The sequence below is a fragment of the Treponema denticola genome, from assembly GCF_024400535.1.
Classification (GTDB): Bacteria; Spirochaetota; Spirochaetia; order Treponematales; family Treponemataceae; genus Treponema_B; species Treponema_B denticola_C.
The window spans coordinates 15,593-41,071 of record NZ_CP038800.1; the positions used below are offsets into that span (position 1 = coordinate 15,593).

General features: G+C 37.8%; 20 protein-coding genes. 4 read left to right on the top strand and 16 right to left on the bottom strand.

Annotated elements, in window-relative coordinates:
* Positions 1 to 31: 31 nt before the first annotated feature.
* Positions 32 to 1,051, top strand: a complete 1,020-nt coding sequence (locus E4N78_RS00095; RefSeq protein ID WP_255811103.1) for an AAA family ATPase — start codon at positions 32 to 34, stop codon at positions 1,049 to 1,051.
* On the opposite strand, the gene E4N78_RS00100 is transcribed toward E4N78_RS00095, so the two are convergent.
* The 7 genes from E4N78_RS00100 to glgX all read right to left on the bottom strand — a co-directional run bounded on the left by E4N78_RS00100 (position 1,014) and on the right by glgX (position 12,053).
* Entirely contained in the window at positions 1,014 to 2,312 is a 1,299-nt protein-coding gene (locus E4N78_RS00100; protein ID WP_255811104.1) for a hemolysin family protein, read from the bottom strand. The genes E4N78_RS00095 and E4N78_RS00100 overlap by 38 nt on opposite strands.
* On the bottom strand, positions 2,309 to 3,628 hold the full coding sequence (locus E4N78_RS00105; RefSeq protein ID WP_255811105.1) for a hemolysin family protein: 1,320 nt from the start codon (positions 3,626 to 3,628) through the stop codon (positions 2,309 to 2,311). The genes E4N78_RS00100 and E4N78_RS00105 overlap by 4 nt, the downstream gene beginning before the upstream one ends.
* Before the next feature lie 11 nt (positions 3,629 to 3,639).
* Positions 3,640 to 4,287, bottom strand: coding sequence for a P-II family nitrogen regulator (locus E4N78_RS00110; RefSeq protein ID WP_255811106.1), 648 nt, complete (start codon positions 4,285 to 4,287; stop codon positions 3,640 to 3,642).
* On the bottom strand, positions 4,284 to 5,765 hold the full coding sequence (locus E4N78_RS00115; protein WP_255811107.1) for a DUF1538 domain-containing protein: 1,482 nt from the start codon (positions 5,763 to 5,765) through the stop codon (positions 4,284 to 4,286). Before E4N78_RS00115 ends, E4N78_RS00110 begins: the two co-directional genes overlap by 4 nt.
* A gap of 23 nt (positions 5,766 to 5,788) precedes the next feature.
* Positions 5,789 to 7,663, bottom strand: a complete 1,875-nt coding sequence (gene recQ / locus E4N78_RS00120) for a DNA helicase RecQ (RefSeq protein ID WP_255811108.1) — start codon at positions 7,661 to 7,663, stop codon at positions 5,789 to 5,791.
* Between the two features lie 203 nt (positions 7,664 to 7,866).
* Positions 7,867 to 9,837 (bottom strand): alpha/beta hydrolase family protein, encoded by a 1,971-nt coding sequence (locus E4N78_RS00125; RefSeq protein ID WP_255811109.1) that lies wholly within the window; start codon positions 9,835 to 9,837, stop codon positions 7,867 to 7,869.
* 71 nt (positions 9,838 to 9,908) lie between these two features.
* Positions 9,909 to 12,053: a glycogen debranching protein GlgX gene (gene glgX / locus E4N78_RS00130; RefSeq protein WP_255811110.1), complete on the bottom strand. Its 2,145-nt coding sequence runs from the start codon at positions 12,051 to 12,053 to the stop codon at positions 9,909 to 9,911.
* A gap of 63 nt (positions 12,054 to 12,116) precedes the next feature.
* Between glgX and E4N78_RS00135 the strand changes: the two genes are divergently transcribed.
* Positions 12,117 to 13,409 (top strand): cyclic nucleotide-binding domain-containing protein, encoded by a 1,293-nt coding sequence (locus E4N78_RS00135; protein ID WP_255811111.1) that lies wholly within the window; start codon positions 12,117 to 12,119, stop codon positions 13,407 to 13,409.
* Between the two features lie 26 nt (positions 13,410 to 13,435).
* On the opposite strand, the gene E4N78_RS00140 is transcribed toward E4N78_RS00135, so the two are convergent.
* The 5 genes from E4N78_RS00140 to E4N78_RS00160 all read right to left on the bottom strand — a co-directional run bounded on the left by E4N78_RS00140 (position 13,436) and on the right by E4N78_RS00160 (position 19,234).
* Positions 13,436 to 14,578: a cysteine desulfurase family protein gene (locus E4N78_RS00140; RefSeq protein WP_255811112.1), complete on the bottom strand. Its 1,143-nt coding sequence runs from the start codon at positions 14,576 to 14,578 to the stop codon at positions 13,436 to 13,438.
* The gene (locus tag E4N78_RS00145; RefSeq protein ID WP_255811113.1) at positions 14,575 to 15,606 is read right to left on the bottom strand and encodes a 3-dehydroquinate synthase; all 1,032 of its coding nucleotides are present in this window, start codon (positions 15,604 to 15,606) and stop codon (positions 14,575 to 14,577) included. Before E4N78_RS00145 ends, E4N78_RS00140 begins: the two co-directional genes overlap by 4 nt.
* Before the next feature lie 18 nt (positions 15,607 to 15,624).
* On the bottom strand, positions 15,625 to 16,347 hold the full coding sequence (locus E4N78_RS00150; RefSeq protein WP_255811114.1) for a 5'-methylthioadenosine/adenosylhomocysteine nucleosidase: 723 nt from the start codon (positions 16,345 to 16,347) through the stop codon (positions 15,625 to 15,627).
* Positions 16,348 to 16,425: 78 nt separating this feature from the next.
* A complete protein-coding gene (locus tag E4N78_RS00155) occupies positions 16,426 to 18,012 on the bottom strand; it encodes an LTA synthase family protein (RefSeq protein WP_255811115.1) in 1,587 nt (528 codons plus the stop codon).
* Between the two features lie 22 nt (positions 18,013 to 18,034).
* A complete protein-coding gene (locus tag E4N78_RS00160; RefSeq protein ID WP_255811116.1) occupies positions 18,035 to 19,234 on the bottom strand; it encodes a coenzyme F420-0:L-glutamate ligase in 1,200 nt (399 codons plus the stop codon).
* A 112-nt stretch (positions 19,235 to 19,346) separates the two neighbouring features.
* On the opposite strand from E4N78_RS00160, the gene E4N78_RS00165 reads away from it, so the two are divergent.
* Positions 19,347 to 19,973, top strand: coding sequence for a TetR/AcrR family transcriptional regulator (locus E4N78_RS00165; RefSeq protein ID WP_255811117.1), 627 nt, complete (start codon positions 19,347 to 19,349; stop codon positions 19,971 to 19,973).
* Between the two features lie 82 nt (positions 19,974 to 20,055).
* Entirely contained in the window at positions 20,056 to 21,402 is a 1,347-nt protein-coding gene (locus E4N78_RS00170; RefSeq protein WP_255811118.1) for an MATE family efflux transporter, read from the top strand.
* Here the strand turns inward: E4N78_RS00170 and E4N78_RS00175 are convergent.
* The 4 genes from E4N78_RS00175 to E4N78_RS00190 form a co-directional block, all read right to left on the bottom strand.
* On the bottom strand, positions 21,399 to 21,569 hold the full coding sequence (locus tag E4N78_RS00175) for a hypothetical protein (protein WP_255811119.1): 171 nt from the start codon (positions 21,567 to 21,569) through the stop codon (positions 21,399 to 21,401). The two genes, E4N78_RS00170 and E4N78_RS00175, sit on opposite strands and share 4 nt — an antisense overlap.
* Positions 21,566 to 22,738: an RNA-binding domain-containing protein gene (locus tag E4N78_RS00180; RefSeq protein WP_255811120.1), complete on the bottom strand. Its 1,173-nt coding sequence runs from the start codon at positions 22,736 to 22,738 to the stop codon at positions 21,566 to 21,568. Before E4N78_RS00180 ends, E4N78_RS00175 begins: the two co-directional genes overlap by 4 nt.
* Before the next feature lie 22 nt (positions 22,739 to 22,760).
* Entirely contained in the window at positions 22,761 to 23,435 is a 675-nt protein-coding gene (locus E4N78_RS00185) for a hypothetical protein (protein ID WP_255811121.1), read from the bottom strand.
* 136 nt (positions 23,436 to 23,571) lie between these two features.
* The gene (locus tag E4N78_RS00190; RefSeq protein WP_255811122.1) at positions 23,572 to 25,479 is read right to left on the bottom strand and encodes an ABC transporter ATP-binding protein; all 1,908 of its coding nucleotides are present in this window, start codon (positions 25,477 to 25,479) and stop codon (positions 23,572 to 23,574) included.

Genomic DNA, 25,479 nt, shown 5'->3' on the forward strand with positions numbered 1-25,479 from the left:
AAAATTTTAACATAAGGCGTAAAATGATACTATGATCGATACAAGCTATAAAACGATAGTAGAAAATTTTAAAGCAAAGATGGCAGAACGGATTGTGGGCCAGCAAGAACTCATAGAAGGAATTTTAACTGCGTATATTGCAGGCGGCCATGTGCTCCTTGAAGGTGTGCCCGGCCTTGCAAAAACTCTCATAGTAAAAACCTTTGCAGAGCTGGCCAGCGCAAGCTTTAAGCGTATTCAATTTACGCCTGACCTTCTTCCTGCCGATTTAATAGGAACCTTGATTTATCAGCAAAGTATCGGTAAGTTTTCCGTAAGGAGGGGTCCCGTTTTTGCAAATATTGTTTTGGCCGATGAAATAAACAGAGCTCCTGCAAAGGTGCAGTCTGCACTTTTGGAAGCCATGGCCGAAGGGCAGGTTACAATCGGAGAAAATTCTTTTTCTTTACCTGCGCCTTTTTTTGTACTTGCCACACAAAACCCTATCGAGCAGGAAGGTACCTATCCCCTGCCCGAAGCCGAACTTGACCGCTTTTTGTTAAAACTATTCGTTCCGTATCCGTCTATTCAAGAAGAAATAGATATAGTGAATAAATTTTCAAGCCTAGGGCCGAGCCAAAACATGGGGCAAAACCTCGGTCAAAGCTCAAATATCAATCCGGCCGAAGCCGTTTTGACGCCGGAAAACTTAGAAACTCTACGCAATGCTGTAGAACAAGTCAAGTGTTCTTCCGAAATTACAAGCTATATAGTTTCAATCATTGCCGCTACCCGTCCCGTAAAAAACGTAAAGCAGGATGACTATATTCACGGGAACTACCTAAGCTATATTCTTTATGGGGCATCTCCAAGAGCCGGAATAGCTATTCAAAAATGTGCAAAGATAAAGGCTCTATTTAATGGAAGAGATTATGTAATTCCTGAAGATGTAAAAGCCGTCGCATATGCGGCTCTTAGGCATAGGCTTAAACTTTCTTATGAAGCTGCCGCCGATAACTTAACCGCTGACGATATTATAGAAAAGCTTTTGGGAATTGTGCCCCAGCCGTAATTTTAGAAACATCTGCAATAAGAGAAATAATTTTCCCCATCTCAACTTTTTCTACTTTAAATTCGATTTCTCCAACATTAATCTTTTCCCCCTCTTTAGGAAGGTATTCTGCCGTTTCAAGAATAAGGCCGCCTATCGTATCGTTATAATCCGAATGAAAATCGGTATTTAAAATTCTATTAAGCTGAACTATAGGGACAGCTCCGGGAATTAAAATATGCGTACCGTCAACAATCTTCATTCCGCTTAAAGGATTGGTTTTTGTTTTAGAATACTCATCTTGAATGGAACCGAAGATAGCCGTGCTTATATCATCAATTGTGATAAGCCCCGCAGAGGAACCGTATTCATCTATAACAAAGGCCATATTTCTTTTATTTTTACTCATCGTTTTTATAGCCGAAAAAATATTTGCTGTTTTCGGAATAAATAGGGCCCGCCTTATAATTTTATTTATATCCATTTCCGCTTTATGGCTTCTATAAAATAAAATATCCTTATAATGCACACTGCCTATTATTTTATCTTTTTCTCCCTTATAAACGGGAAGGCGGGAAAACATTGTTTTACGAAAAATGCTTATCATAGTTTCGAGAGATGAATTTATATCGAGGCTGACAATATCCTCTTTTTTTGTCATTATGCTTTGCAGTTTTAATTCATGGAGCCTCACAGCTCTTTTAATTAATTCATGCTCGCCCGTTTGAAAAGTCCCGTCTGCCAAACTTATATTTATAAGCGTTTCTAAATAATCTTCGGAAAGTTCGGAATTTTGATTTTTCTGTTTTTTTGAGACAAGTTTAATAATAAAGTTAGACATAAGAGAAAAAATAAAAATAAGCGGTTTTAAAAGAAGCCTTACAACCGACAGAGGTACTAAAAAAGTTTTCGTGATTTCTACGGAATTATAAGCGGCGACAGCCTTGGGTAAAATTTCAGCAAAGATAATTATAAGAATTGTTGCAATAGCAGTAGCAGCCGGAATATACTGCTGTCCATACATATCTATCACAAAGGCCGTTATCAAACCGGAAGAAAGAGTGTTTACAAAATTGGTACCTATCAGGGTTGCACTTACAATTTCATCTTTTCTTTCAATAAGAAATGCTAGATTTTTGTTCTTTTTTGTCCGGCTTTTTTTTATTGTCTTATATTCGGTTCTTGTAATTGCCGTAATTGCCGTTTCGGTTGCAGAAAAAAAGAATGCACAAAAAAGAAGAGCTATAAATTCTACTATCATTAAAGCTAATTCAAATTTCATTCTTCATCTCCGGCAATATTTACTTGCAGTTCGCTTATTCTGTTTCCTTCGGTTTTCATAACCGTGAAATTATAGTTTTCTATTTTTATGGTGGAACCTATTTGCGGAACCTCTCCGCATTTTTCCATAATCAAGCCGCCTATTGTATCATAATAGTCCGAAGATAAATTTGTACCCAGATCCTCATTTAAATCGCTCAGCCTCATGCTGCCTAAAATAATTTGAGTCATATTTTGAGTTGATTCATCATTTATATTATCAAGATTGGGATCCTCTGCAGCTGCATCGTCGGTATCGTATTCATCGGCTATGTTTCCGAATATCTCTTCATTTAAGTCTTCAAGAGTTGCAATACCTAAAGTTCCGCCGTACTCGTCGATAATCACAACCATGTTCTGTTGTTCTTTTCTAAATATTTCCTGTAACTTTGAAAGTTCGGTGTTTTCAAAAACAAGAACAGGTTTGCGTAAATATCTTTTTATATCAAATTTTTCTTTTGACTCTTGCAAGAAATCTTTTGCAGCCGCTTCCGAAAACAAAAAATCTTTAATATAAAAAATACCGATAATTTCATCTATGTCTTCTTCATAAACCGGAAATCTTGAAAATCTTGAAGAATGGGAAAGCTCTATAATTTCTTCAGGGTTTACATCAGAGGTAAGGCCTATTATATCTGGTCTGGGTGTCATAATATTTTTTACGGTTATATCCCCGTAGCTTAATATTTTTTCGAGGACGGCTTTTTCTTCCGAGCGAAGGTCTCCATGCGCTTGACTCACATCAAAAAAATCTTTTAAGTCTGCATCGGTCAATGCCTCATTCGATTGCAGATTTTTTACACCTAAAAACTTTAAAAAGAATTTTGTAAAACCTGAAAAAAGCCATTCGATAGGTGCAAGCACTTTAATTAAAAACAAAATAAAGCCTGAGAATCTTAAGGCTATCGGTTCCGAAAAAACCAAGGCAATCGATTTAGGCAGTATCTCGCCGAAAATTAAAATTGCAATTGTTGCAGCTGTTACTGCAATACTCAAGCCTTTTGCTCCTACCAATTTTACAAGCAAAGCGGTTAATATTACCGATATTAAAATATTTACCAGACTGTTTCCGATTAAAGAAGTCGTTAAAAATTTTTGTTTATTTTTTAAAATTTTTTCAACTCTTGCCGCTTTTTTATTTTTCTTTTCGCGTAAATATTTTATCTTCAATTTATTTACTGATAAAAAAGCAGTTTCTCCCGATGAAAAAATCATCGATAAAAAAAGAAGAACAATTAAGAGTAAAATATAAAGCCATTGCGGAGGAGGCTCGTTCATCCTATAAACACCTATTTTATGCCGTAAGCCTTGCTTATCGGAATAACAAAAAGAATTCCATGTCCGTCTTTTTCTACATCGGAGTTTTTTCTAATTGCATCAACAACTTTTTCAAGCTTATCATCATCGACAATAGTTAAAACAATTTCTTTTTCGGGTTCAATTTCCATATCAAAGATAACTTTCGTTTGGTTTAAGCCGGAGCCTCGTGCATGAATTATTGTTCCGCCGCGAGCTCCTGCATCAAGCGAAGCATCAACGACCTCACCGGCTTTTCCTCTATCAACAACAGTAAAAATGGCAGATTTCATAGTTTTTACCTCCTCCCGTTTAAATACGGGCTTTTCTCCTTCCAGGGCATTTTTAATATTAATAAAACTTAAAGGCATACGGAATGCTATACCGAAATTCTTCCGTGTAAGATTGAATTTGTTATTTAGATTATCCATAAGACCGTCTAAAACATCTCCATGTCCGGCCGTTAAAATCAATTCTTTTCTTGTTTCTTGAATTCCTAAAAAATCAAGAAGTTTACTTTTTACCGTACCAAAGGCAATCATTATTGTAGCGCCGGTAAGACCCTTGTCTTTAGCATATCTTACGATTTTACGTGCACGCCCAAAAGGTACTAAAATAATCAGAAGGGAAAAATCTTTCATTTTTGCTCTCCTCCGCTTTTAATTTTAAATATCAATCCTAAAATTTGTAACGAAATAATAGGAGCTAAAGCTACGGCGGCTATAATTCCAAAGCCGTCTATTAAAACATTCGCTGTCGGCGTAGAATCGGCAAGCCCCTGTGCAAGGGATAAAACAAATGTTGCCGTCATTGGACCTGACGCGACGCCTCCGGCATCAAAGGCTATACTTACAAAAAGATCCGGAACGATGATTGATAATAAAAGCGAAACTATATATCCAGGAAGTAAGATATGCCATAGCTGAAATGCCGGCTCTATAATTCTAAGTAAAGAAAGCATTACTGCAAAACTGACTCCTATACATAAAAATATTAAAACTATTTTGCGCGGAATATGGCCGCTTGTTACATTTTCTATTTGTACCGTCAAAACATATACGGCAGGTTCGGCCAAAATAGAAACAGTACCTATCAGGGCTCCGATAAAAAGAATTAAAGGCCGTGTGCCTATTTCTCCCAATCGGCTTCCCATCGCTATTCCGACATCTAAAAAGCCCGATTTTGCTCCCCACATAAATAGAAATAAGCCTATCAATGTAATTATAAGACCTTTAATAATGGGAATTAAATCCTTGACCCGCAACTTAATGCTTATAAAGTTTGTAATTAAAAATATTACGGTCAAGGGTAAAAGAGACATAATACATTCATAAAGTACCGGTAAAAAATGTTCAGCAAAGGGATAAAATATTTGTGCATGTACATCTAAATTGAATACAAAATCATCGGCGGATATTTCTTTTGTTTTTCCTAATACGCTTAAAGCCAATACCGCTAAGATTGCTCCGGCAGATGCCATACCTACAAGACCGAAAGCATCCCGCTCGGAAGCAGCCGAATCTTTTTTCATCTCGGAAACACCTGCAGCCAAGGCCAAAATAAACGGAACGGTTATAGCGCCTGTTGTAGTTCCGGAAGAATCGAAGGCAATTGAAATAAACTCTGCCGAAGAAAATAATGCAAGTAAAAATATAATGCCGTATGAAACTGCAAAAACAATTTTTTGCGAAATATTGAATACCGTTCGCAATATACCGAAAACCACAAAGGCTGCAACACCGACAGAAACGACTACAATGAGCCTTAAAGCCGGAATACCGCTTTTCGTTACCGTATTTACCTGACTTGCTAAAATCTGTAAATCAGGTTCTGCAATTGAAATTAAAAAGCCGAGGGCAAAGCCTCCTAAAATCAAAATAAAAATTTTATTCCGCTTTGTAATTTCTTTTCCCATCTGTAAACCGATTTTTGTAACGCTCATTTCGATTCCAAACAGAAATAAAGCAAGGCCTAATATTATGCATACACTTCCGATTAAAAATCTAATAAAGACTTGATAATCGATATGAATAAATGCAAAATTAAGAACAGTAGTCAAGATAACAATCGGTAAAACCGACATTAATACTTCTTTAAATTTATCGGTTAAGATATTCATATTTTAAAACCTTAATATCCTTATCATTTGTTATTAGAGGTAACGAGTTGAATAATCATCTCTCCATACTTTTCTTTTTTTGCCTTACCTATACCAAAGATATTATCAAGTTCTTCAATTGAAGAAGGCTTTTTTACACCCAGATCAAAAATAGTTTTATCCGAAAAAATAACATAAGCCGGAACTCTTGCTTCATCAGCAAGATCTCGGCGCTTTTGGTTTAAGGATTTAACTATAGCAGTTCCAACCGGGTCCAAAGTATCGTCGGAAGGGGGCGGTTTAATTTTTTCTTTTATATCCTGTTTATCCGAATTTTCTTTTTCATAATCAAAAGGAAGAAAAATTGCCGTACGGGATTGAAGTTCTTCCTTTGCCTTTTGTGTAAGCGACAAAACCGAATAATCTTCGTCCTTTACGAGGTAGTCTTCAGCCAACAAAATACGGACAAGATTAAACCATCCTTCTCGGTTAAATTCAGTGCCTATCCCCCAAACGGAAAGGTCATTATGCTTGTTTTCAAGAATTCGTTTTTGTTTTGAACCTAAAAGTACATCGATTATATAGCTGGCTCCAAAACGGCAGCCCGTCCGTATAACACAGGACAAAAATTTTTGAACCGGAACAGTTAAATCGGTTTTTTCTATTTTTTCTCTAGAACAAAAATCACAGCAAGGGGACTCGCCCTGTATTTCTTTTAATTTTCCTTCAGATATGTTTTCTCCGAAATATTTTAAAATCGCCCGCCGCCGGCAGCTGTTGGCTTGTGCATAATTACTAATGGCAGAAAGCATTGCTTCAGCCTTTTTGACTTCATCGGGAGCCTTATCCTGCATCAAAAATTTAAGCTTAAAAATATCGGCTCCTGAAAAAAGCAAGAGAGCATGAGCCGGTTTTCCGTCTCTTCCTGCGCGTCCTATTTCTTGATAATATTGCTCTATACTCTTGGGCAAATCAAAATGAATAACAAAACGCACATTCGGTTTATTTATACCCATTCCAAAAGCAACGGTTGCTACAATTATTTCTATATCGTCATTTATAAAATCGTTTTGAGTTTTTTGCCTAAGCTCATCGGATAGTCCTGCATGATAGGGTTTTGCATTATATCCTAAAACCGATAATTGCACCGACAGGGTATCTGCCTGCTTCCTGGAAAAGCAATAGATTATTCCGCTTTCGCCCTTATGGTCTTTTAAAAAGTCGGAGGCCTGCTCAAAGGGTTTTTGGTTTTCCTTAACCTCCAAAAAAATATTCTTACGGTTAAAGCTGGCAACAAATTCTTTAGCTGATTTAAGCTTGAGCATCTTCTTTATATCTGAACGGACCTTTTCGGTTGCAGTAGCTGTAAGAGCAAGACAAACCGCATCCGGTATCAGCTTACGAATACCGGCTAATTGGCGATATTCCGGTCTAAAATCATGCCCCCATTCCGAAATGCAGTGTGCTTCATCTATAGTAATACAATCTACCTTAATAGAAGAAAGAAGTTCTTTACATCTATCACTAGCCAAGGTTTCGGGAGAAACATAGAGGATTTTCACTTCTCCGTTTTTAATACGGCGTATATTATCGGCATATTTTTCCCAATCTAAGGAGCTATTTAAGGCGGCTGCTTTTATTCCTACAGTTTCCAATCCGCAAATTTGATCATGCATTAGAGATATCAAAGGCGATACAACGACAGTCAGACCTTCAAAAATGAGAGCAGGAACTTGATAACATAGGGATTTGCCTCCGCCAGTCGGCAAGACTGCAAGGGTATCTTTTCTCTGCAAAACACAATCAATTATTTCTTTTTGGAAAAGCCTAAATTCATCATAGCCGAAAACATTTTTTAAAATCTCTTCAGAAGTAGAGGATAATTTAGAATTGTCAGAACCTTTTGATCCATGAGTCATATATAGGTGATATTATACTCTAAAACGCTAAATTAAGCAAGCATTTGCATTAAGTTCTATGTTAAGATAGATGCAAGGACGAAATACCTATTTTAAAAGGGCGGCAGAATATGGAAATCTTATAAAAGAGGCGTCCTTAACTTAACAAAATCCGGATTAATTTTCGGATTTAAGTATTTGGAAGTTAAAGACGCCTTAAACCTTTATTTTTTAAGATACTTTTCAAACCAGTTGAATATTTCAGTTAAGCGGCGGATTCGGTGCTTGGGTTTTCCAGTTCGGGATAGGTCATGATTTTCCCCATGGAACAAGACAAGTTTTGCCTCGCAGCCGTGATATTTTAGAGCCGTAAACATTTGGAAGGCGCAGGCCTCAAAGCAGCGGTAATCCTCATCCGACTGAATAAAAAGGGTCGGAGTTTTGCACTTATCGGCATACTTGAGCGGGCTGTGATCCCACATTTTTTCTACACCCTTCCAAGGAGTAACTCCTCCGTTTTGGTCGGAATTAAAATAATAACCGATATCGGTAATTCCGAATTTGGAAATCCAGTTTGAAATTGAACGCTGGGAACAGGCTGCAGCAAAGCGGTTTGTGTGACCGATAATCCAGTTGGTCATAAAGCCGCCGTAAGAGCCTCCCATAACGCCTACTTTTTCCTTGTCGATATCCTTGTATTTTTTTAGAACCTCATCCGTAAGCTTCATTAAATCGGAATAGTCGATTGTTCCGTACTTGCCCCGGATATCTGCAAAGGCTCTGCCCATTCCGTCGGCACCGCGGGGATTCGTATAAAACACAAAGTAACCGGATTGAGCTAAAAACTGCATCTCGTGGTAGAAGATTGAACCGTAAGCGGTCTTAGGCCCGCCGTGAATTGTCAAGATTCCGGGATATTTTTTTCCGGTCTTGTAGTTTAAGGGCTTTAAAACAAAGCCGTGGAGTTTAACCCCGTCATTTGTAAACTCGAATTCTTCCGGCACAATCTTTTGCAATTTTGCAGCGTAAGCATTGTGCTTTGTGAGGCAGGTTTCTTTTTTATCTTCAAAAAGATAAACCTCTTGTAATTCTTGTTTTCTAAAACCGATAAAAAGAATTTTTTCTTCATGAACGGCAAAGCAGTCTACAGAACCTTTTTCGGTAATAAGCTGCTTTAGTTCTCCTTTTTCGTCAATGACATTTACAAAGGAAGAATCATCCTCGGTTGTAATAAAATAATATTTTCCGTCTTTGACATGGGAGTTAGCACCGCCTCCGTACCTTGAATCGGAACCCACGGAATTCCATAAGCTCTTGTCATAATCCTTGGGCGAAATCATCTTCGCTCCTGTTCCGGTTTTGGGAATAAGATAAATATCGGCATCTTGGTTTACGCCGTATTTTTTTCCGTCGGCACCCGTATAAAGAATTTTATCTCCGAAGAATTTGGCATCGGCGTACATAAAATCTTGACCGCCATTTAAGAGCTTTGCCTTTTTTGGTTTTAAGGGCATGAGCATCAGCTCATTATAGATGGGCATCTTATCGGTATAAGTCGCCTTAGTAAATAAAATCTCTTGGGTCTTTTTATCAAAATCAAAACCGTCAACCTGAGTAAACTCATCGGTTAGAGCCGTACCCTTCATGTTTGAAAGATTATAAACAAAGAGCCGATTTCTCTTGCGCGAGGTAAAGCCTCCCCCGTTGCTCCAAAACGGAATCTCTTCAAAGGTTTCATAATCGGCTTCATCTTTTTTTGCTTCTTCTGCCTTTTCTTTAGGCAGCTTTTTAAACGGGTCATCCTTCCATGAGTGTAAAACAACAGCCGTCTTTTTATCGGCAAATTCCATTTTTAAAACGGGATGGGGGAAGGTGTAGGCAAGCAAGGCTTCACCGCCCGAAACGGGGATAGCATAAACAAAGGTTTTCTCTTTTTCTTCCTTTTCTTTTTTTGTTCTTCTTGCAGAAAAAAGGAGGCGGTCGCCGTCAAAGCCGTAAAAAGAATTTACATCCTCGCCCGTAAGCTGCTTTGTCTTTTTTGTTTCCATGTCCAAAAGGAAAAGGGCTTTGTTATAATCATTTTCGTTTAGATCGGCATGAGCACAAATATAGGCCGCATATCTTCCGTCTTCCGAAAATTTAAGGTTACTTAAAAATGAGTAATTTTTAAAATCGTCCAACTTTATTGTCTTCATCAAAGTTCTCCTTTAAGAATTTTTGTTAAATAAGTATAACACTATCGGGCAGTTTGAACAAGGGGACTTCTTTATTTTGAAATTAAAACCACAGTTGTACGGGCAAGCACTACATATATTTGCTGATTCATAATCTGCTCGGTATGTTCTTCATCTAAAAAATCTTTTCCGTCGGTGTACGAGGTGTCTATAAGGCGATGCCATATCTTCCCGCCGGAAGACGGAGGAGGAAGCCTCACGGTTATATCGTTGTTATAACTATTGGTCATAACATAAAAATCGTTATCATCTTCATCGCTTTCCAAATTAATTTTGTTGCCGTCTATTAAAAAGGCTAAGAAATTTGAAGGAGCGTTCCAATTAGGTTTTTGTGCCTGATAATCAAACCAAGTTATATCGCTTGGAGTACCGTTAATTTTCGAAACTCCGGTAAAAAAATGTTTTCTTAAAAAAGAAAAATGAGTCTTCCTTAAATTGATAAGTTTTTTGGTAAATTCGAGCAAATCCTTATTTTCATTTAAAAGATCCCAATCAAACCACGACATTTCATTATCCTGACAATAAGCATTATTGTTTCCGTTTTGTGTACGGAATACTTCATCTCCCATGTTAATCATAGGTGTACCGGCTGAAAGAATAAGCGTTGTCAAAATATTTTTTGCAGACCGCATACGCATTCTTTCAATCTCGATAGATGCGGCTCCTTCTATTCCATGATTATAGCTTAAATTTTCATTTGAGCCGTCACGGTTATTCTCCCCGTTTTCTTCGTTATGTTTTTCGGAATAGCTTAGCAAATCGCAAAGGGTAAAGCCGTCATGACAGCAAACAAAATTTATTGACTGATAAGGCCTTCTGCCTTTTTGAGAATATAAATCCGCAGAACCGGTTACTCTGGTTGCCAAGTGTCTTATATCAGGATTGGGCTGCAACCAAAACTCTCTGACGGAGTTACGGAATAAATCGTTCCATTCCGCCCAACGCCCGGGAAATTTTCCTACCATGTACGCACCGGCAGCATCCCAAGCTTCAGCTATAATCTTTGTAGAGTGAAGCACGGAGTCATCTGCGATGGCCTGTATCATAAAAGAATTTAAATCTATACTTCCGGTTTTATCGCGTGCCAGAACGGGAGCTAAATCAAAACGGAATCCGTCTACATGCATTTCCGTTACCCAATACCGCAGACAATCCAATATAAATTTTATAACGGGAATCTCCGAGGTTTTTAGGCTGTTCCCGCAGCCCGAAAAATTTTTATAATAGAGCTTATTATCTTCAAGATGATAATAAATGGAATTATCCAATCCCTTAAAAGAAAAAACGGGACCGTTTTCGTTTCCTTCTGCAGTATGGTTAAACACCACATCCAAGATTATTTCGATGCCTGCTTTATGAAATTCCCTGACCATAAATTTAAACTCGTTTACGGCATTACCGGGATCTTCAGCATAGAGGGCCTTAGGTGCAAAAAAAGCAATTGTACTATACCCCCAATAATTTTTTAGCCGAACGCCGGTTTTGGGGTTTATATTCATATTTTCGTTTTCATCAAAATCAAAAACAGGCAGGAGCTCAAGAGAAGTAATTCCCAAATCCTTTAAATATGGAATCAGCTCCACAAGGCCTGAATATTTACCCCGTTTTGTAGGACTTATTTTATCGTTTAAAAAAGAAAAGCCCTTTACATGAGCTTCATATATCACACATCTTTGGAGCGGAATATTTAAGGGTTTATCTCCCTGCCAATCGAATTCCCTATCATCCACAACTACACATTTTGGGAAACCCTTTGCCGTCCTTTTATATTGATTTTTACCGCCGGAAATTTTACTGTTTATTTGATTTAAAGTTTGTTCCGAATTAAATACTGAATGAGAACTTATAAGCCTTGCGTAAGGATCAAGCAAGTAATTATTTTCATCGAATAAAAAACCTGCGGAAGGAGAAAACTCTCCATCAGCCGTATACAAATAAAAGGCCCAACTTTTTAAACCGGAAACAAATACATGCCAAACATCACCGGTTTTATTTACTTGAGGATCCAGTTTATATGAAATTATCGGATCGGAATCCTCTACATTTTCAAATATGTGGAGAACTATTTCCTTTGCATTTCGCGAAAAGACGCTGAAATTCACTCCATCACAGCTTAATTTTGTGCCTAAGGGAGAAGCTTTTCCTTGAAAAAAAGATAAATCGTTCATATTCATCATTAAAGTATAGTATGTATTTCAAATTTATGCTATAATACAAGTAACTTTTTAAAGGAAATATTGATGAAAAAGGTCCCTATAATAAGCACAATACAGACTACAGTAAACGGATTAAAAGCTGCTGCAAAAAACATAGAAAACGTCGATATTGCAGTCCTTGATAAATATGAAGATATTGTTTCGTTTTTTAAATACGAAATGCCTGAAATCAAGATCATCGATTTCGGAGATCCGAATATCGATGCCGACTCTTGTGTTAAAATTATAAAAGAGGATCCGTGGCTTTTATTCGGAGGAATTATAGCCATTACCAATGACCGTCAAGAAAAAGCAAAGCTTGAACAAATAAAGGAGCCTAACTTTTTATTTGTATGTACAAGAAAAGATTTTGAAAAAAATACCGAACAGATTATAAAGATTTTAAACCAACATCAGCATTTTCTTTTTAACAGAGGAATGCATCAGAGGGCTGATGAAAAAGAAACAGGTCATTTTGTAAGCGATACCGACCCATTTGAAATAGTTTTCTACGCCAACCTGATAGGAACTTATCTTTACAATACCAACAGAGTCAATGAAGAAGAAAGGTCTTCCTTACAAACTGCAATGATGGAATTTTTGCTTAATGCAGTAGAACACGGAAACTGTAACATCTCGTATGAAGAAAAAAATAAATGGCTGCGAAGCGGAAAAAATATGTTGGATTTAATTACCGAAAAGCAAAAACAGCCCGAAATAAAAAAGGAAAAAGTTTATATCACATATTCGATACTGCCTGAAAAAACAAAGATAACTATCAAAGATGAAGGGAACGGTTTTGACTGGAAGAGCCATCTTGAATCAGACTTTGAAGCAGGCCTTCACGGAATGGGTATTAAACTTTCTCAAACCCTTGTTAAAAATCTACGCTATAATAATATTGGGAATGAGGTTTCATTTGAGGTAAATAACCAAAGAAATATAGCAAACTTGACACCGGCTATTTTAAAATCCCAGCAATTACTAACCTTCAAACACATGCAGATTGTCTGCCGCGAAAACGAGGATTCAAGCGATCTTTTCTATATAAGCTCAGGACGCTATGCCGTCTATGTAAACAATAAATTGATGTCGGTTTTAACACCGGCTGACATTTTTATAGGAGAAATGGCCTTTTTGATGAATGACAGAAGATCCGCTACTGTCGTATCTATCGGCGAAGGTTCTCTTGTAAAGATTCCTAAGATGAAGTTTATGCAGTTGATTGAGGAGCATCCCCATTACGGTATTTTCTTATCCCGATTGTTGGCTAACCGGCTGGCCCGTCAATCAAAGATTACGGCACAACTAAAAGAAGAACAAGAAAATAACAAGTAGTAATTCCAATAAAGCACTTAATTTAATCAGCGGAATTCTATTAATGTTTCTTTTAGGGTTTTAACAAAAACTTCAAGCTCAATCTTTTGTGTTAAAGGCCCTATTGAAACCCGCACTGAGTTTTGCTGCACTTTAGCATCAATTTTCATAGCCTCTAAAACGGGGCGGATTTGTTTTTTTGATGAACATGCAGAACCTGTAGAGATGCAGATGCCCTTTTCGGACAAGCAGCGTACAAGGACTTCTCCGGTTAATTCTTTAACCGCAAACTGTAAAATCCACGGCGAAAAGTTATCCTTTAACTGCAGACGGGATTCGGGAATAAAGCTTAGGCCCTCAATACTTGCCAGTTCTTCAATTAAAAAATCCATTAACTCTTTTGCATGAAAAACATAGCTGTTTAAGTTTTTATAATATTTTTTTAAGCAGCCGGACAGAGCTAAAATACCTGCAAGGTTTTCGGTCCCGGGCCTTAGGCCATTTTCTTGTCCGCCCCCGCGGATAAATACCTCCATATTTTTAGCAAGATACAAAAAACCGATTCCTCTGGGTGCTCCTATTTTATGTCCGCTAAAAGAAGCCGAATGGATGGATAGTTTTGAAAGTTCAAAAGGAATCTTTCCTATAGCTTGAACTGCATCAGTATGAAAATGGATTCTTCGTTTTCCCTTAGAATATTCTTCAAGAGCCTTTCCTATTTCGGCGATGGGCTGGATTGCTCCGGTTTCATTGTTTACCGCCATTACCGAAACAAAGGCCGTATCGGGCTCTATGGTTTTTAAAACTGCATCGGCACTTATAAAACCGTTTTTGTCCGAAGGAATTTGTAAAATCTTATAACCCCGTACCTTCATAACGGCAGCCTGTTCCCTGACTGCAGAGTGCTCTATGCTGCTCACCGCAATCGAACAGGGAGACGGCAGGGATAATAGAGAGAGCATAGGAATATAATCTCCCTCGGTTCCTCCCGATGTAAAAATAATATGCTCAGGAGCCGTATTCAAAAGTTCTGCAATTTCCGAACGAGTATCTTCCAAAACTTTTCGAGCGTCCTTACCTAAAAAATGCTTTGAAGAAGGATTTGCAAAATATTTAAAAGATTTTTTTAAGGCCTCCGTAATTATATCTTCTTGTGGAATGGCTGTTGCCGCCCAATCCAAATAAATCATAGAACCTCCCTGATGTCTTTTTCAGAGGCTTCATAAATAAAAGTTTCACAAATATTTTTTTGTAAAATCAAACGGATTTTAGCATCTATATTTTTTTTATCTTTTTTCATTGCTAAAAGAACCTTCTCTTTATCATATAAGAGCGGAACATCTATGCGGCTATAAGAATGTATAACGGCACAAACCTCATCCGCATAGGAAGAATCGGTTAAACCTAATTTTTTACCTAAGAGTATCGCTTTTGATATTCCCCATGCAACAGCCTCGCCGTGCGAAATCTTTGAAAAATTTAAGACGGATTCCAGCGCATGGCCAAAGGTGTGCCCCAAGTTTAAAAAAGCTCTTTCATTTTTTTCGTCAAAATCACGGCTTACAACCAGTGCTTTTGCTTCAACAGCTTTTTTTACAAGCTCCAAGCAAAGGCCTTCATCTCTAGCTAATATTTTTTCCCTTTGCAATCTAAAGGCCCGATAAATATCTTTAGAATATAAAAGCCCCATCTTAAATATCTCGAACATTCCTGAAAGATACTCCGCCTCGCTTAAACTTTTTAAGACCTTTGGGCTTATGTAAACTTCATCAGCCTTAAAAAAAGTTCCTACCATGTTTTTATAACCGTCAAAATTTATTGCAGTTTTTCCGCCGATGGCTGCATCCGCCATAGCCAAAAGACTGGTAGGAACAAGCTTGCATTTTGCTCCCCTCATATAAACCGAGGCAGCAAAGGCTGCCAAATCGCAGACAAGCCCTCCCCCGACTCCGATAAAAACAGAGTTCCGGCTTAGGCCCGCATCGAGGGCGGTTTTTAAAATAGATACAAGGGAAGTAAAATTTTTATTTTCTTCTCCGGCTTCAATTATAACCAAGGGAAGATCATGGCGGAAATTTTTTGCACTCTTTGCAATAGGAGCAGTATTGGAATCGGCGATGTACATCCCGCCGGATGTGCCTACAAGCGGTAAAGAAGACTCATCGCAGTAAAAAACTTCGGTTTTCCCTTGAACCGTTGTAAAACTAAAACTATCCATATCAATAAACAAAAAAGATTAAAGCTGTTTAAGCATTTCCAAAACCAGCATAGAAGAATTTTTTGCAGCTTGAGCTGAAAAAACATCATAAGATATTTTTGCAATTTTGTCCTTTCCTGCCGTATCGGACATGCTCCTTAAAATTAAAAAAGGAATTTTATTTAGGGTACAAACCTGTGCAACAGCTGCTCCCTCCATCTCAACACAGGCGGGATTAAATTTTTTGATAATTTTTTCACGAGCTTTTGCTTCCGAAACAAAAACATCTCCTGAAGCAATCCGCCCTTCAACAAGCTTAAGCTTTTTTATGTTTTCATCTCCGCTTTCTGCTTGTAAAATTTTAAAAGCATCAAAAGCAGTCTTTTTAAGATTTTTATCGGCTTGCCAAAAAGGAGACTCGGTCTTAGGAATCTGCCCCGGAGGATAGCCGAAACACGAAGCATCTACATCGTGCTGAACGGCATCTGTAGAAAGAACAATATCAAAAACATTTAAGCCCTCCAACAAGGCACCCGCGGTTCCTGTATTTATAAGAGCATCAACCTTAAATTCGGAAATAAGGATTTGAGAACATAAGGCTGCATTTACTTTACCAATTCCGCCGCATACTAGCACAATCTTTTGTTCCATTATAACACCGTCAAAAAAATCCAAACCGGCAATTTTTATGCAGTTTCCGGTAAAATATTCTTTTAAGAGCCGAACTTCTTGTTCCTCTGCTCCAAAAATTCCTATTTTCACAATTCTACCTCACAAATATAATTAAACTATTTTAGCATATGATTTATTACTTTGCAATGTACTCCGCTTCCCGTAATTCTATCTATGTGTTAGGCCGGCATTATCTTTTTTCATTAAATTTTCTTCGTAAAAGATTGAAGGCTTTTCAATTTCGGAGTTAAGCTTCTTTAAGCCTTTTTCTTCAAGAAGAGTTTTTTCGCCCGAAAAAAGAGAGCGTCCGAGACCTAAGCCCTTAGCATTAAATTCGATGCCCATGCTTTCTACGACTGTGGGAAAAAAATCAAAGGTTGTAAATTGCCGGTTTTTGGTTTTATCAGTTGTCTTTGCAGAATTTATAAAGGCATTGTAGGGATGCCTGTCTTGTAGTTTGACGGTCGGCAGGTATAAATCTCCGCCCATGTACAAGTGATCTCCTAAAATGACTATTGTGGTGTTTTCATAAAAGTCTTGAGTTTTTGCCCATTCTACAAAATCATAAGCTTTTTTTGATGCTCCGGCGTATACGTTGTGTATTTTTTCAAAATAAATGTTGGGGCATTTTTCATCGGCATAACCGTGGGGAGAATGTGTGTCGGCAGTAAAGAAAATATAGGCAAAAGGCTTATCTTCTTTTGAAAGCTCCGTAATGTCTTCCCGTGCAAATTGATAAAGCTTTTCGTCTTCAAAACCCCACCACACATTGTAGCCTTGAGGGATTCTTCCGGTTTCTACAAAGTAAGCATAATCCTGAATTTTAAAATTTTTATGATTGGTTAAAAAATTACCCAAACAGCCGAAATTTTTGTCTGCAGCCATGCTGAACACAAGATTGTAGCCGTTATCATATAAAAGATCTCCGAGTCCGTAACCCCCTTCTATAAAATTATCGATTTTTATTGAAGAAGTATTTAAAGATGAAAGTTTAACAGAAGATGAGTCGAAAGAAGGAAGATTTAAAATTAACGGAACTCCCATATTTAGGGAAGTAAGAGAGGCTATGGAATGTGATGTTCCCATAACCTGGGTCCCTCCGCCCAATTTTTCACAGTGGCTGAATGAGAGGTTTTGTTCGGCTATCCCGCGTAATTCGGGAATAAGATCGTAACGGGATAAGCCTCCGAATTCTTTTGATGTAGCACTTATTTCCATCGATTCAAGGTAGAGGATTATAAGATTTCTCTTTTTTGGAGGAAAATTAAATTCTACCTTTGAAGGATCTATATAGTTAGTTTCATAAAGATCCGTTGGAGGGCTTAATTTATAATAAATATATTGAATATACCCGAATTTATATTGGCTGTAGCCTAAAAAAATACAAATGTAAATCAAAACATAAAGGCGGGGCCTTCTTACCAAAACAGGGAAGAGTCTGTAAGATTTTCCTTTTTTTGGTTTTAAAACAAGTTTTATTTCTTTTAGGATCAAAATGAGGTTTACAAAAGATAGGATTATCGGAATTACAAGGGCTTTTAAATAAAAACTTAGAAGAACTGCACTGCTTGTACCGTCAATGGGTGTTACGGCTGTAAAGATAAGCTGATCTATCTGGGCATGAGGAAAAACTCCCAAAAGCCAAATTATTAACATTATAAGAAAAGCATACAGAAATACAAAAAGACTTCCTAAAAAAGCCTGCTTTTTCTTTTCTTTTTTATTTGTGAATTCAATTTTTTCCCGTATAAGCATAGCACATCTTCAAGCTAAAAATTTATCCTGTATACTTGTCGAAATATCCCTGTATAAATATTATAGGGGTTCCCTTGTCTCCGCTTCCCGATGTAAGGTCTGAAAGTGAACCGATTAAGTCTATAAGTCTCCGCGGGGTCGTTCCTTGGGACTCCATAGAGTCTATATGGGAGGCTGTTTCTTTTTGATGATTTTCAATATATTCGGCTATTTTTTTCTTTTGATCTTCTTCATTTAAGTCTTTGAAGTTGTTGTCTGCCAGATACTTTAGCTTTACCTCATTGGGCTTGCCTTCAAGTCCCTTTGTATAAGCCGGCGAAACAACCGGATCGGCAAGTTCCCAAATTTTACCTATCGGGTCCTTAAAAGCTCCGTCTCCATAAACCATAACCTCGATGGTTTTTCCTGTTTTTTCTTTTATTATAGCCTGTATCTTATCGACAATAACTTGTGCATTATGGGGAAAGAGTTTTACTCTATCTTCTCCGGACTTATTGGAACCCAGAAGTCCGTAATCCGAATTAAAACCGCTTCCATTTACCGGGCTGCTTAAAATATCGTCAAGGCCTAAAACTATCTTTGCTCCGGCTTTTTTTAAAAGTTTTTTTGTTCTATTCCGTGTATGAATATCGCAGGCTAAAACCGAATCTGTATATTCTATTATTTTTTTCGGATCATTGGAGAGGATTACAAAGGATTCGGGATTATGTTTTTTTATTATCGAATCATAATATTCTATATAATCCATCCCTGTGAATTTATGCTTGTGGTCTCCGAATTTGCTTCTAAATTCTTCTCTTGTAAATGAATTTGTCCATGGGTTTACATCGGAATCTTCAAAAACATCCGGGTCAATCAAGTGATTACCTACCTCATCGCTTGGATAGCTTAGCATAATGACAAGTTTATTTTTTGAACGGGCTATGCCTTCCAAACAAACCGAAAAACGGTTCCGGCTTAAAATAGGAAAAATCAGGCCTATACATGAGTTTCCGAATTTTGCCTTTATATCGGCTGCTATATCGTCAGCTGTTGCATAGTTTCCCTGTGCGCGGGCAACTATGGATTCTGTGACAGAAAGAATATCTTTATCTTTTATTGTAAAGTTTTCGGCTTTTGCGGCATTTAAAAGAGTTTCGGCAGCAATGGAGGCTATGTCGTCTCCCTCGCGGATTATCGGGGCAATCAAACCTCTGGATGTAGTTCCTACAAATTTCTTCATTTTGAACCTCAGAAAGGTATTATAGGTGCTTTTTTTTTGTTTGTCAATAAGTTTTTTTCTCCGCTTTTAACATATCCCTTTCTTTTTTTTACTTTTTCCTTATAATATAGATATGGCTAAATTTAAACGGAAAACAAAAGAAGAGCGGACGCATGAGATAATAGAAGCTGCAAAAAAGGTGTTTTTAAAAAAGGGTTTTCATAATACTACGATGGAAGATATTGTTGCTGCCACAAGCCTTTCAAAAGGAGGAGTTTATCAGTACTTTAAAAGTACGAAGGCTATAATGTTTGCCATAATGCAGGAAGGAAACTATTTTCGATACAGACGCAACGAAGAAATTTTTAGTTCTGCAAAAAAAATTGATGATCCTTACGAAATTGTAACCCAAGCCTTAGAAGCAAAACTATTTGATGATGTTCCCGAAAAACGGCTTTATCTAATGTTTCTTGCCGAAATTCTATATGACAAAGAATATGAGACTCTTTTTTGGAAACTTGAAAATCAAGCTCATAAGTTTATAAACGAAAATCTGGAACATTTGTTTAAAGAAGGGACTTTTGAAGGTAAAAAAATAAAGTATAAAACAAACAAAACAGGACGGCTCTACTCCCGTCTTTTTAACGGAATCCTTATAATCTACGAACTCTTTGAAGACAAAACCGTTTTTGATGAGGGAAAAAGAGAGCTCCACGACTTTCTCTATTCTTGTGTAAAAAAAAGCTTTACAATCGAATAAAAAAAATTAGTTAGCCGTTATTGACTTTATTTTCTCTTTTTATATAATATAACTGACGTATACGTCAGTTATGGAGGTTCTTATGACGGATAAAAGAGAACATTTAATTTCAGGTAATATGTTCAAGCTGATGCTTGAGCTCAGCATTCCGGGCATTATCGGAATGTTTGTCATCAGCTTATACAGCTTTGTGGATGCAATATTCGTAGGAAGATATGTAAGCAGCCTAGCTTTAGGAGCAATCAGTGTAGCCTATACATTTACACTGATAAATAACGGTATTGCCGTTTTAGTAGGTATAGGTTCCGCTTCGGTTCTTTCGAGAGCGGTGGGAAGAAGCGATCAAGAAACCGTTGATTCCATTATGGGAAATGTCCTTTTGTTGACGCTCCTTTTTTCATTGGGAACTATGACAATCGGATTAATTTTTGCACCTCAACTTTTAAGCCTTATAGGAGCGGAAGGAGAAATGCTCCGATTAGGAGTAAGCTATCTGCGGATTGTATATATCGGTTCAGTCTTTGTAAACTTCGGTCAAGCAGCCAACATGGTTATGAGAGGGGAAGGCCGAATGGGTCTTGCTATGCTTTTGATGGGTATAAGTGCCGTATTAAATATTATTTTGGATGCAGTCTTTGTAATTGTTTTAAAAAAGGGACTTGAAGGCGCCGCTATAGCAACCGTAATATCTCAAGTGGTTCTTGCAATTTGTAATTTTTGTTACTTCGCATTCTTCAGCAAAAACGTTAAATTCAAACACTTTAAGCTTCAAAAAAGTATCGTAAAAGAAACACTTTCAATCGGCTTTTCTGCAATGTTGATGCAAGTCTTTGCCCTTTTACAGCAGGCCGTTATGTATTCTACATTAAAAAGATACGGCGGAGAAGAGCAAGTAATTTTGATGGGGGCTTTTTTTAGATATCTAATGTTATCCTTTATTCCTCTTTGGGGAATAAGTCAGGGCTATCAGCCCTTTGCAGGAACCAATTTCGGAGCACAAAAACTCGACAGGGTAAAAAAAGGAACCTTTCTTTTTTACGGTTTCGGATTATTTTTATCATTAATATTTTGGCTGGTATTTTTAATTATGCCTGAAAGGGTTTTGGGGCTATTTTTGGAAAATAATAACCTTATATCTTTAGGAAGAACAAATTCAATGCTTGCTATTTCTTTATTTCCTTTGTCGGCAATTATGATTATCAATTTAACCCTTTTTCAAGCTTTAGGTAAAGCGAAGTACGCAGGTATGTTAGTAATTGCCCGTCAATTTTTACTTTATATTCCGGCCGTATTAATTCTCCCACTGTTTTTTGGAACACGGGGAATTTGGATTTCAAGCCCGATAGTAGACACGTTAGTTACGGTTTTATCTGCATTTATAGTGATTAAACTTTTTAAAAAAGATTTAAGCACTAAAGATCTGTCTTAAATTCTTTCCAGCTCTACAAAATCGGTAGAAACTTTTTCGTTGAATTTTTTGTCGTGTATAAGGGCATTTAAGGTTGCTTGAAGTTTTACGGCTAATTCGGAAGTTATGGTAATTACAGCCCAAACCGCCAAGAGCTTAAATGTCCTAACAAAAGGATATTTGCTCATTTAGATTTTTCCGGTCTTGGTATAATTACTTTAAATTGTTCACCTTGAATATCATTTATTAATTCTATATTAGGCTGTTCGGATATAGCTCTTTTAATGCCTGACCCTAAACCGCTAAAAGGTAAAAGATGCAAAGCGTAAGAAACTAATTGGTTATTTCTTATTACAGGATTTCCGAATTTTATTTCTTCGACAGTCAGGCTATTAGGCAATTTACCCGGACTAATTATTTCAACTCTATTATCAAAAATGAGAATTCTAATCGGGGAATTTTTAAAATAATCTCTATGCAGCAAGGCATTTTGTAATATTTCAATAAGCGCTATTTCGGAGATTTCAAGAATACCTGTCGAATTAAAACCCTGTTCTTTTTGAACATGGTGTAAACAAGATTTTAAATATCTCATAGCTTCATCAAAAAGTTCGGGGATTGTTCCTTTTAAATCCGAAGGTTTGCTTCTATAGTAATTTTCCGATATATCGTTTCCAAAAAAAGAGACAAATTTAATCGTAAAAGCCGGTTTTATTTCTTGAGGATTTTTTCCAAAAAAAAGTAATCCCGCAAGCGTTAAGTGTTCATTTCGTAAAACCCGTTTTGCTTTTAAGGCCTGCTCAAGATTTAATCCCTTATCTTCGTATGTTGTACCGAATTCTTTTTTAAAAAAGTCTGAAAATTTTTCTTTATTGATATCATCGACGGAGGATCCATAAACTTCCATTTCATCTGCAAGCAAATTTGCACTTTGTTGGAATAAACGCATTATTTCCGAATTATCGGTAACAAGTCTTTTATTTGCTCCTTGTTTTATAAATATTTCGCCTTTTGATGTTTTATAAGGTTTATTTATTCCTTCTTGAATATGAATAGCTAAAATATATTTAGTTTCAGGGGTTTCTATTTTTAATACTTCGGTTGCAATATAAACAGGAGGCTTTAAATTATCGGCAGCTTGAGATATCCTTTTATCATAATCCTCTATTTTTTCGGGAGATAAGCCTACTATGCCGCCGGTAACATCCTTAATTCCAATTAAAATAAGCCCGCCTATAGAATTAGACATTGCAACAATTTCTTGTGCTATGCTTTCCAAATTAGGCAAATCTTGTTTAAATTGAACTTTGCTTGTTTCTCCCAATGTAATAATTTCCAATATATCTTTAGTATTCATAAATGTATATCTCCATTTATTTTTATATCTTACCCTTTTTATACATTATCCTTGTGTAGATGATTGTAATTGCGGCCCCGACGGGAATGAGCATACTTATAGCCTTTCCCAGCTGGGGCATTGCAATAAAAAGAATCAGCATAAAGGCAAAGGGGACTGCGGCAATCTTAGGATTTTTTGCAACGAAGACTACCAGAAGGCCGCCGAAAAGGGCCGGCAAAATATTTTTAAAGGCCGGTGCCATGATGGGAGATTCCAATATGGGTTTTAACTGAGTCAATAAGAGCATTCCCAAAACCAAGATAAGGGTTGTAGTAATGGAAGAAACCGCAACGGCGATTGTGGTAACTACATCGCCTTCTTCTGTATTGGCTTCAACCTTTGCCGTTTCCAAGGCTAAGACTCCGCAGGGCACTTTTAGGTTTGTCAAGTTTCCTGTTATAAAGCCTACATAGGTTCCGCCCGCACCGAGCATGGGGGCAAAGGTAAAGGCTTCAATAATTCCTACCGGCCAAAAAACAACGGCAACACCGAAAAGCCCCCTTAAAAGGAGCCAAAAATTAGGCCAGGTATTATAGTAAATACAGGTAAAAAGAGGATAAGAAAGAAACATTATAATAGCTATTATCATCCATGTTCTTCCCCACCTATGTATGCTTTTTTCATATGAACCTAATTCGATTTGTGTATCTTGCATAAAACCCTCCTACCAAGCACTTAACCTAGCCAAGAAATATAACACAAAACCATTAAAATTTATACTACCCTATGCTAAAAAAGATTTTAGATATCAATAATCCAGCAGAATAGGTACCCAGCTATTTGTCAAAAACTTAGTCGAGTTCAAAAGCTCCGGTGTAGAGTCTATAGTATACGCCCTTCTTCTCCAGCAGAGAGGCGTGTGTGCCGCGCTCGATAATTTCACCGTGATCCAAGACCATGATAACATCGGAATTCATAACTGTGGAAAGACGGTGAGCGATGACAAAAACGGTTCGGCCTTCCATCAGCCTATCCATACCTTTTTGGATAAGAGCTTCGGTTCGGGTGTCGATTGAAGATGTCGCTTCGTCCAAAATCATAACGGGCGGATCGGAGACTGCGGCGCGGGCGATGGACAATAGCTGGCGCTGTCCTTGCGAAAGAGAGTTTTTGATCCCTTCAATAACCGTGTCATAACCATGTGGAAGCATTGTAATAAAATTGTGAGCATTGGCAAGTTTCGCCGCTTCGATACACTGCTCGTCGGTTGCATCCAAATTGCCGAAACGGATATTTTCCATAATGGTGCCGGTAAATAAATTAACCTCTTGCAATACGATACCGAGTGAGCTGCGCAGGTCTTCTTTCTTTATATGGGTAATCGGTATTCCGTCATAGGTGATAGTTCCTTTGTTAATATCATAAAAGCGGTTTATCAAATTGGTAATCGTTGTTTTGCCTGCACCTGTTGCCCCGACAAAAGCGACCTTCTGTCCCCGTTCTGCAAAAAGGTTTATGTCTTTTAAAACTTTTTTATCAGGCGAGTAACCGAAATCGACATGCTCAAAAATCACCTTTCCGGTAAGTCTTGTTAATGTAATGCTGCCGTCCTCGTGCATTTCCTTCCAAGCCCATACCCCGGTGTGCCCCACAGTTTCGGTCAGAGTACCTGCTTCTTCCCGTGCATTTACGAGAGTAACGGTACCGGCATCTTCCTCCGGAGTTTCGTCCATAAGTGAAAAAATACGCGAGGCTCCTGCAACGGCATTGATAACCGAATTGAGCTGATTGGAAAGCTGAGAAATAGGATTGGTAAAATTCCGCGATAGCGTTAAAAACGACGCGATGGTACCAAGCGTCAGCGTATTGATACCTGCGATAGTAGGATTGGGGATTTTTGCAATTGCGAACCATGCTCCGACAAGGGCGACAATCACATATTGAAAATAGCCGAGTGCATTCATAAAGGGCATGATGATATTCGCATAGGAGTTTGCCTTTGAGGCGCTTTCCTGCCATGCGGCATTTTTTTCATGAAAATCGACTTTGACCGCTTCTTCCCGGCAGAACACTTTAATTACCTTTTGTCCGTTAATCATTTCTTCAACATAGCCGTTCAGCAGCCCGAGCGTTTCCTGCTGCCGTACAAAATAAAAGCCGCTTTTTTTTGCGATAAACTTAATCACTTTTAAAATAGAAAAGATAGAAGCGACAACGATAATCGTAAGATACACGCTCTGATACAGCATTGCAAAGAAAACTGTAACAACCGTACACATAGAAGAAACCAGCTGAGGCATCGACTGCGTAATCATCTGCCGGAGTGTGTCGGTATCATTGGTATAGCGGCTCATAATATCTCCGTGAGTGTGCGTGTCAAAATACCGCAGAGGGAAGCGCTGCATCTTAGAGAACATTTCATCTCTAATCCGCTTGAGAGTCCGCTGTGCAACCTTAATCATCAAGCGGTTATAAATCCATGAACAAAGAACACCTGTGCCGTAAACCGCCGCCATAAAGATGAGCACCCGTAAAAGTCCGCTAAACACCGGAGTGCTTTGCGCAAGCAGCGGCATAATATACCGGTCAATCAATACTTGCAGGAACAAAGCTGCTGATGCGGTTGCTCCTGCGCTTAATAAAATACAGACCGTAACAACCGCAAGAACGGTTTTATATTGTTTAAGGTAGGAAAGAAGCCGTTTGACGGCCGGCATGGAAAGCTTCATTTCCGGTTTTGCTGTGTTAATAGGTTTCAT

What these genes read in the sequence shown, in the direction of transcription:
- E4N78_RS00095 (WP_255811103.1), top strand. Translation starts at nt 32, where the DNA reads ATGATCGATACAAGCTATAAAACGATAGTAGAAAATTTTAAAGCAAAG.
- E4N78_RS00100 (WP_255811104.1), bottom strand. Translation starts at nt 2,312, where the DNA reads ATGAAATTTGAATTAGCTTTAATGATAGTAGAATTTATAGCTCTTCTT.
- E4N78_RS00105 (WP_255811105.1), bottom strand. Translation starts at nt 3,628, where the DNA reads ATGAACGAGCCTCCTCCGCAATGGCTTTATATTTTACTCTTAATTGTT.
- E4N78_RS00110 (WP_255811106.1), bottom strand. Translation starts at nt 4,287, where the DNA reads ATGAAAGATTTTTCCCTTCTGATTATTTTAGTACCTTTTGGGCGTGCA.
- E4N78_RS00115 (WP_255811107.1), bottom strand. Translation starts at nt 5,765, where the DNA reads ATGAATATCTTAACCGATAAATTTAAAGAAGTATTAATGTCGGTTTTA.
- recQ (WP_255811108.1), bottom strand. Translation starts at nt 7,663, where the DNA reads ATGACTCATGGATCAAAAGGTTCTGACAATTCTAAATTATCCTCTACT.
- E4N78_RS00125 (WP_255811109.1), bottom strand. Translation starts at nt 9,837, where the DNA reads ATGAAGACAATAAAGTTGGACGATTTTAAAAATTACTCATTTTTAAGT.
- glgX (WP_255811110.1), bottom strand. Translation starts at nt 12,053, where the DNA reads ATGATGAATATGAACGATTTATCTTTTTTTCAAGGAAAAGCTTCTCCC.
- E4N78_RS00135 (WP_255811111.1), top strand. Translation starts at nt 12,117, where the DNA reads ATGAAAAAGGTCCCTATAATAAGCACAATACAGACTACAGTAAACGGA.
- E4N78_RS00140 (WP_255811112.1), bottom strand. Translation starts at nt 14,578, where the DNA reads ATGATTTATTTGGATTGGGCGGCAACAGCCATTCCACAAGAAGATATA.
- E4N78_RS00145 (WP_255811113.1), bottom strand. Translation starts at nt 15,606, where the DNA reads ATGGATAGTTTTAGTTTTACAACGGTTCAAGGGAAAACCGAAGTTTTT.
- E4N78_RS00155 (WP_255811115.1), bottom strand. Translation starts at nt 18,012, where the DNA reads ATGCTTATACGGGAAAAAATTGAATTCACAAATAAAAAAGAAAAGAAA.
- E4N78_RS00160 (WP_255811116.1), bottom strand. Translation starts at nt 19,234, where the DNA reads ATGAAGAAATTTGTAGGAACTACATCCAGAGGTTTGATTGCCCCGATA.
- E4N78_RS00165 (WP_255811117.1), top strand. Translation starts at nt 19,347, where the DNA reads ATGGCTAAATTTAAACGGAAAACAAAAGAAGAGCGGACGCATGAGATA.
- E4N78_RS00170 (WP_255811118.1), top strand. Translation starts at nt 20,056, where the DNA reads ATGACGGATAAAAGAGAACATTTAATTTCAGGTAATATGTTCAAGCTG.
- E4N78_RS00175 (WP_255811119.1), bottom strand. Translation starts at nt 21,569, where the DNA reads ATGAGCAAATATCCTTTTGTTAGGACATTTAAGCTCTTGGCGGTTTGG.
- E4N78_RS00180 (WP_255811120.1), bottom strand. Translation starts at nt 22,738, where the DNA reads ATGAATACTAAAGATATATTGGAAATTATTACATTGGGAGAAACAAGC.
- E4N78_RS00185 (WP_255811121.1), bottom strand. Translation starts at nt 23,435, where the DNA reads ATGCAAGATACACAAATCGAATTAGGTTCATATGAAAAAAGCATACAT.
- E4N78_RS00190 (WP_255811122.1), bottom strand. Translation starts at nt 25,479, where the DNA reads ATGAAACCTATTAACACAGCAAAACCGGAAATGAAGCTTTCCATGCCG.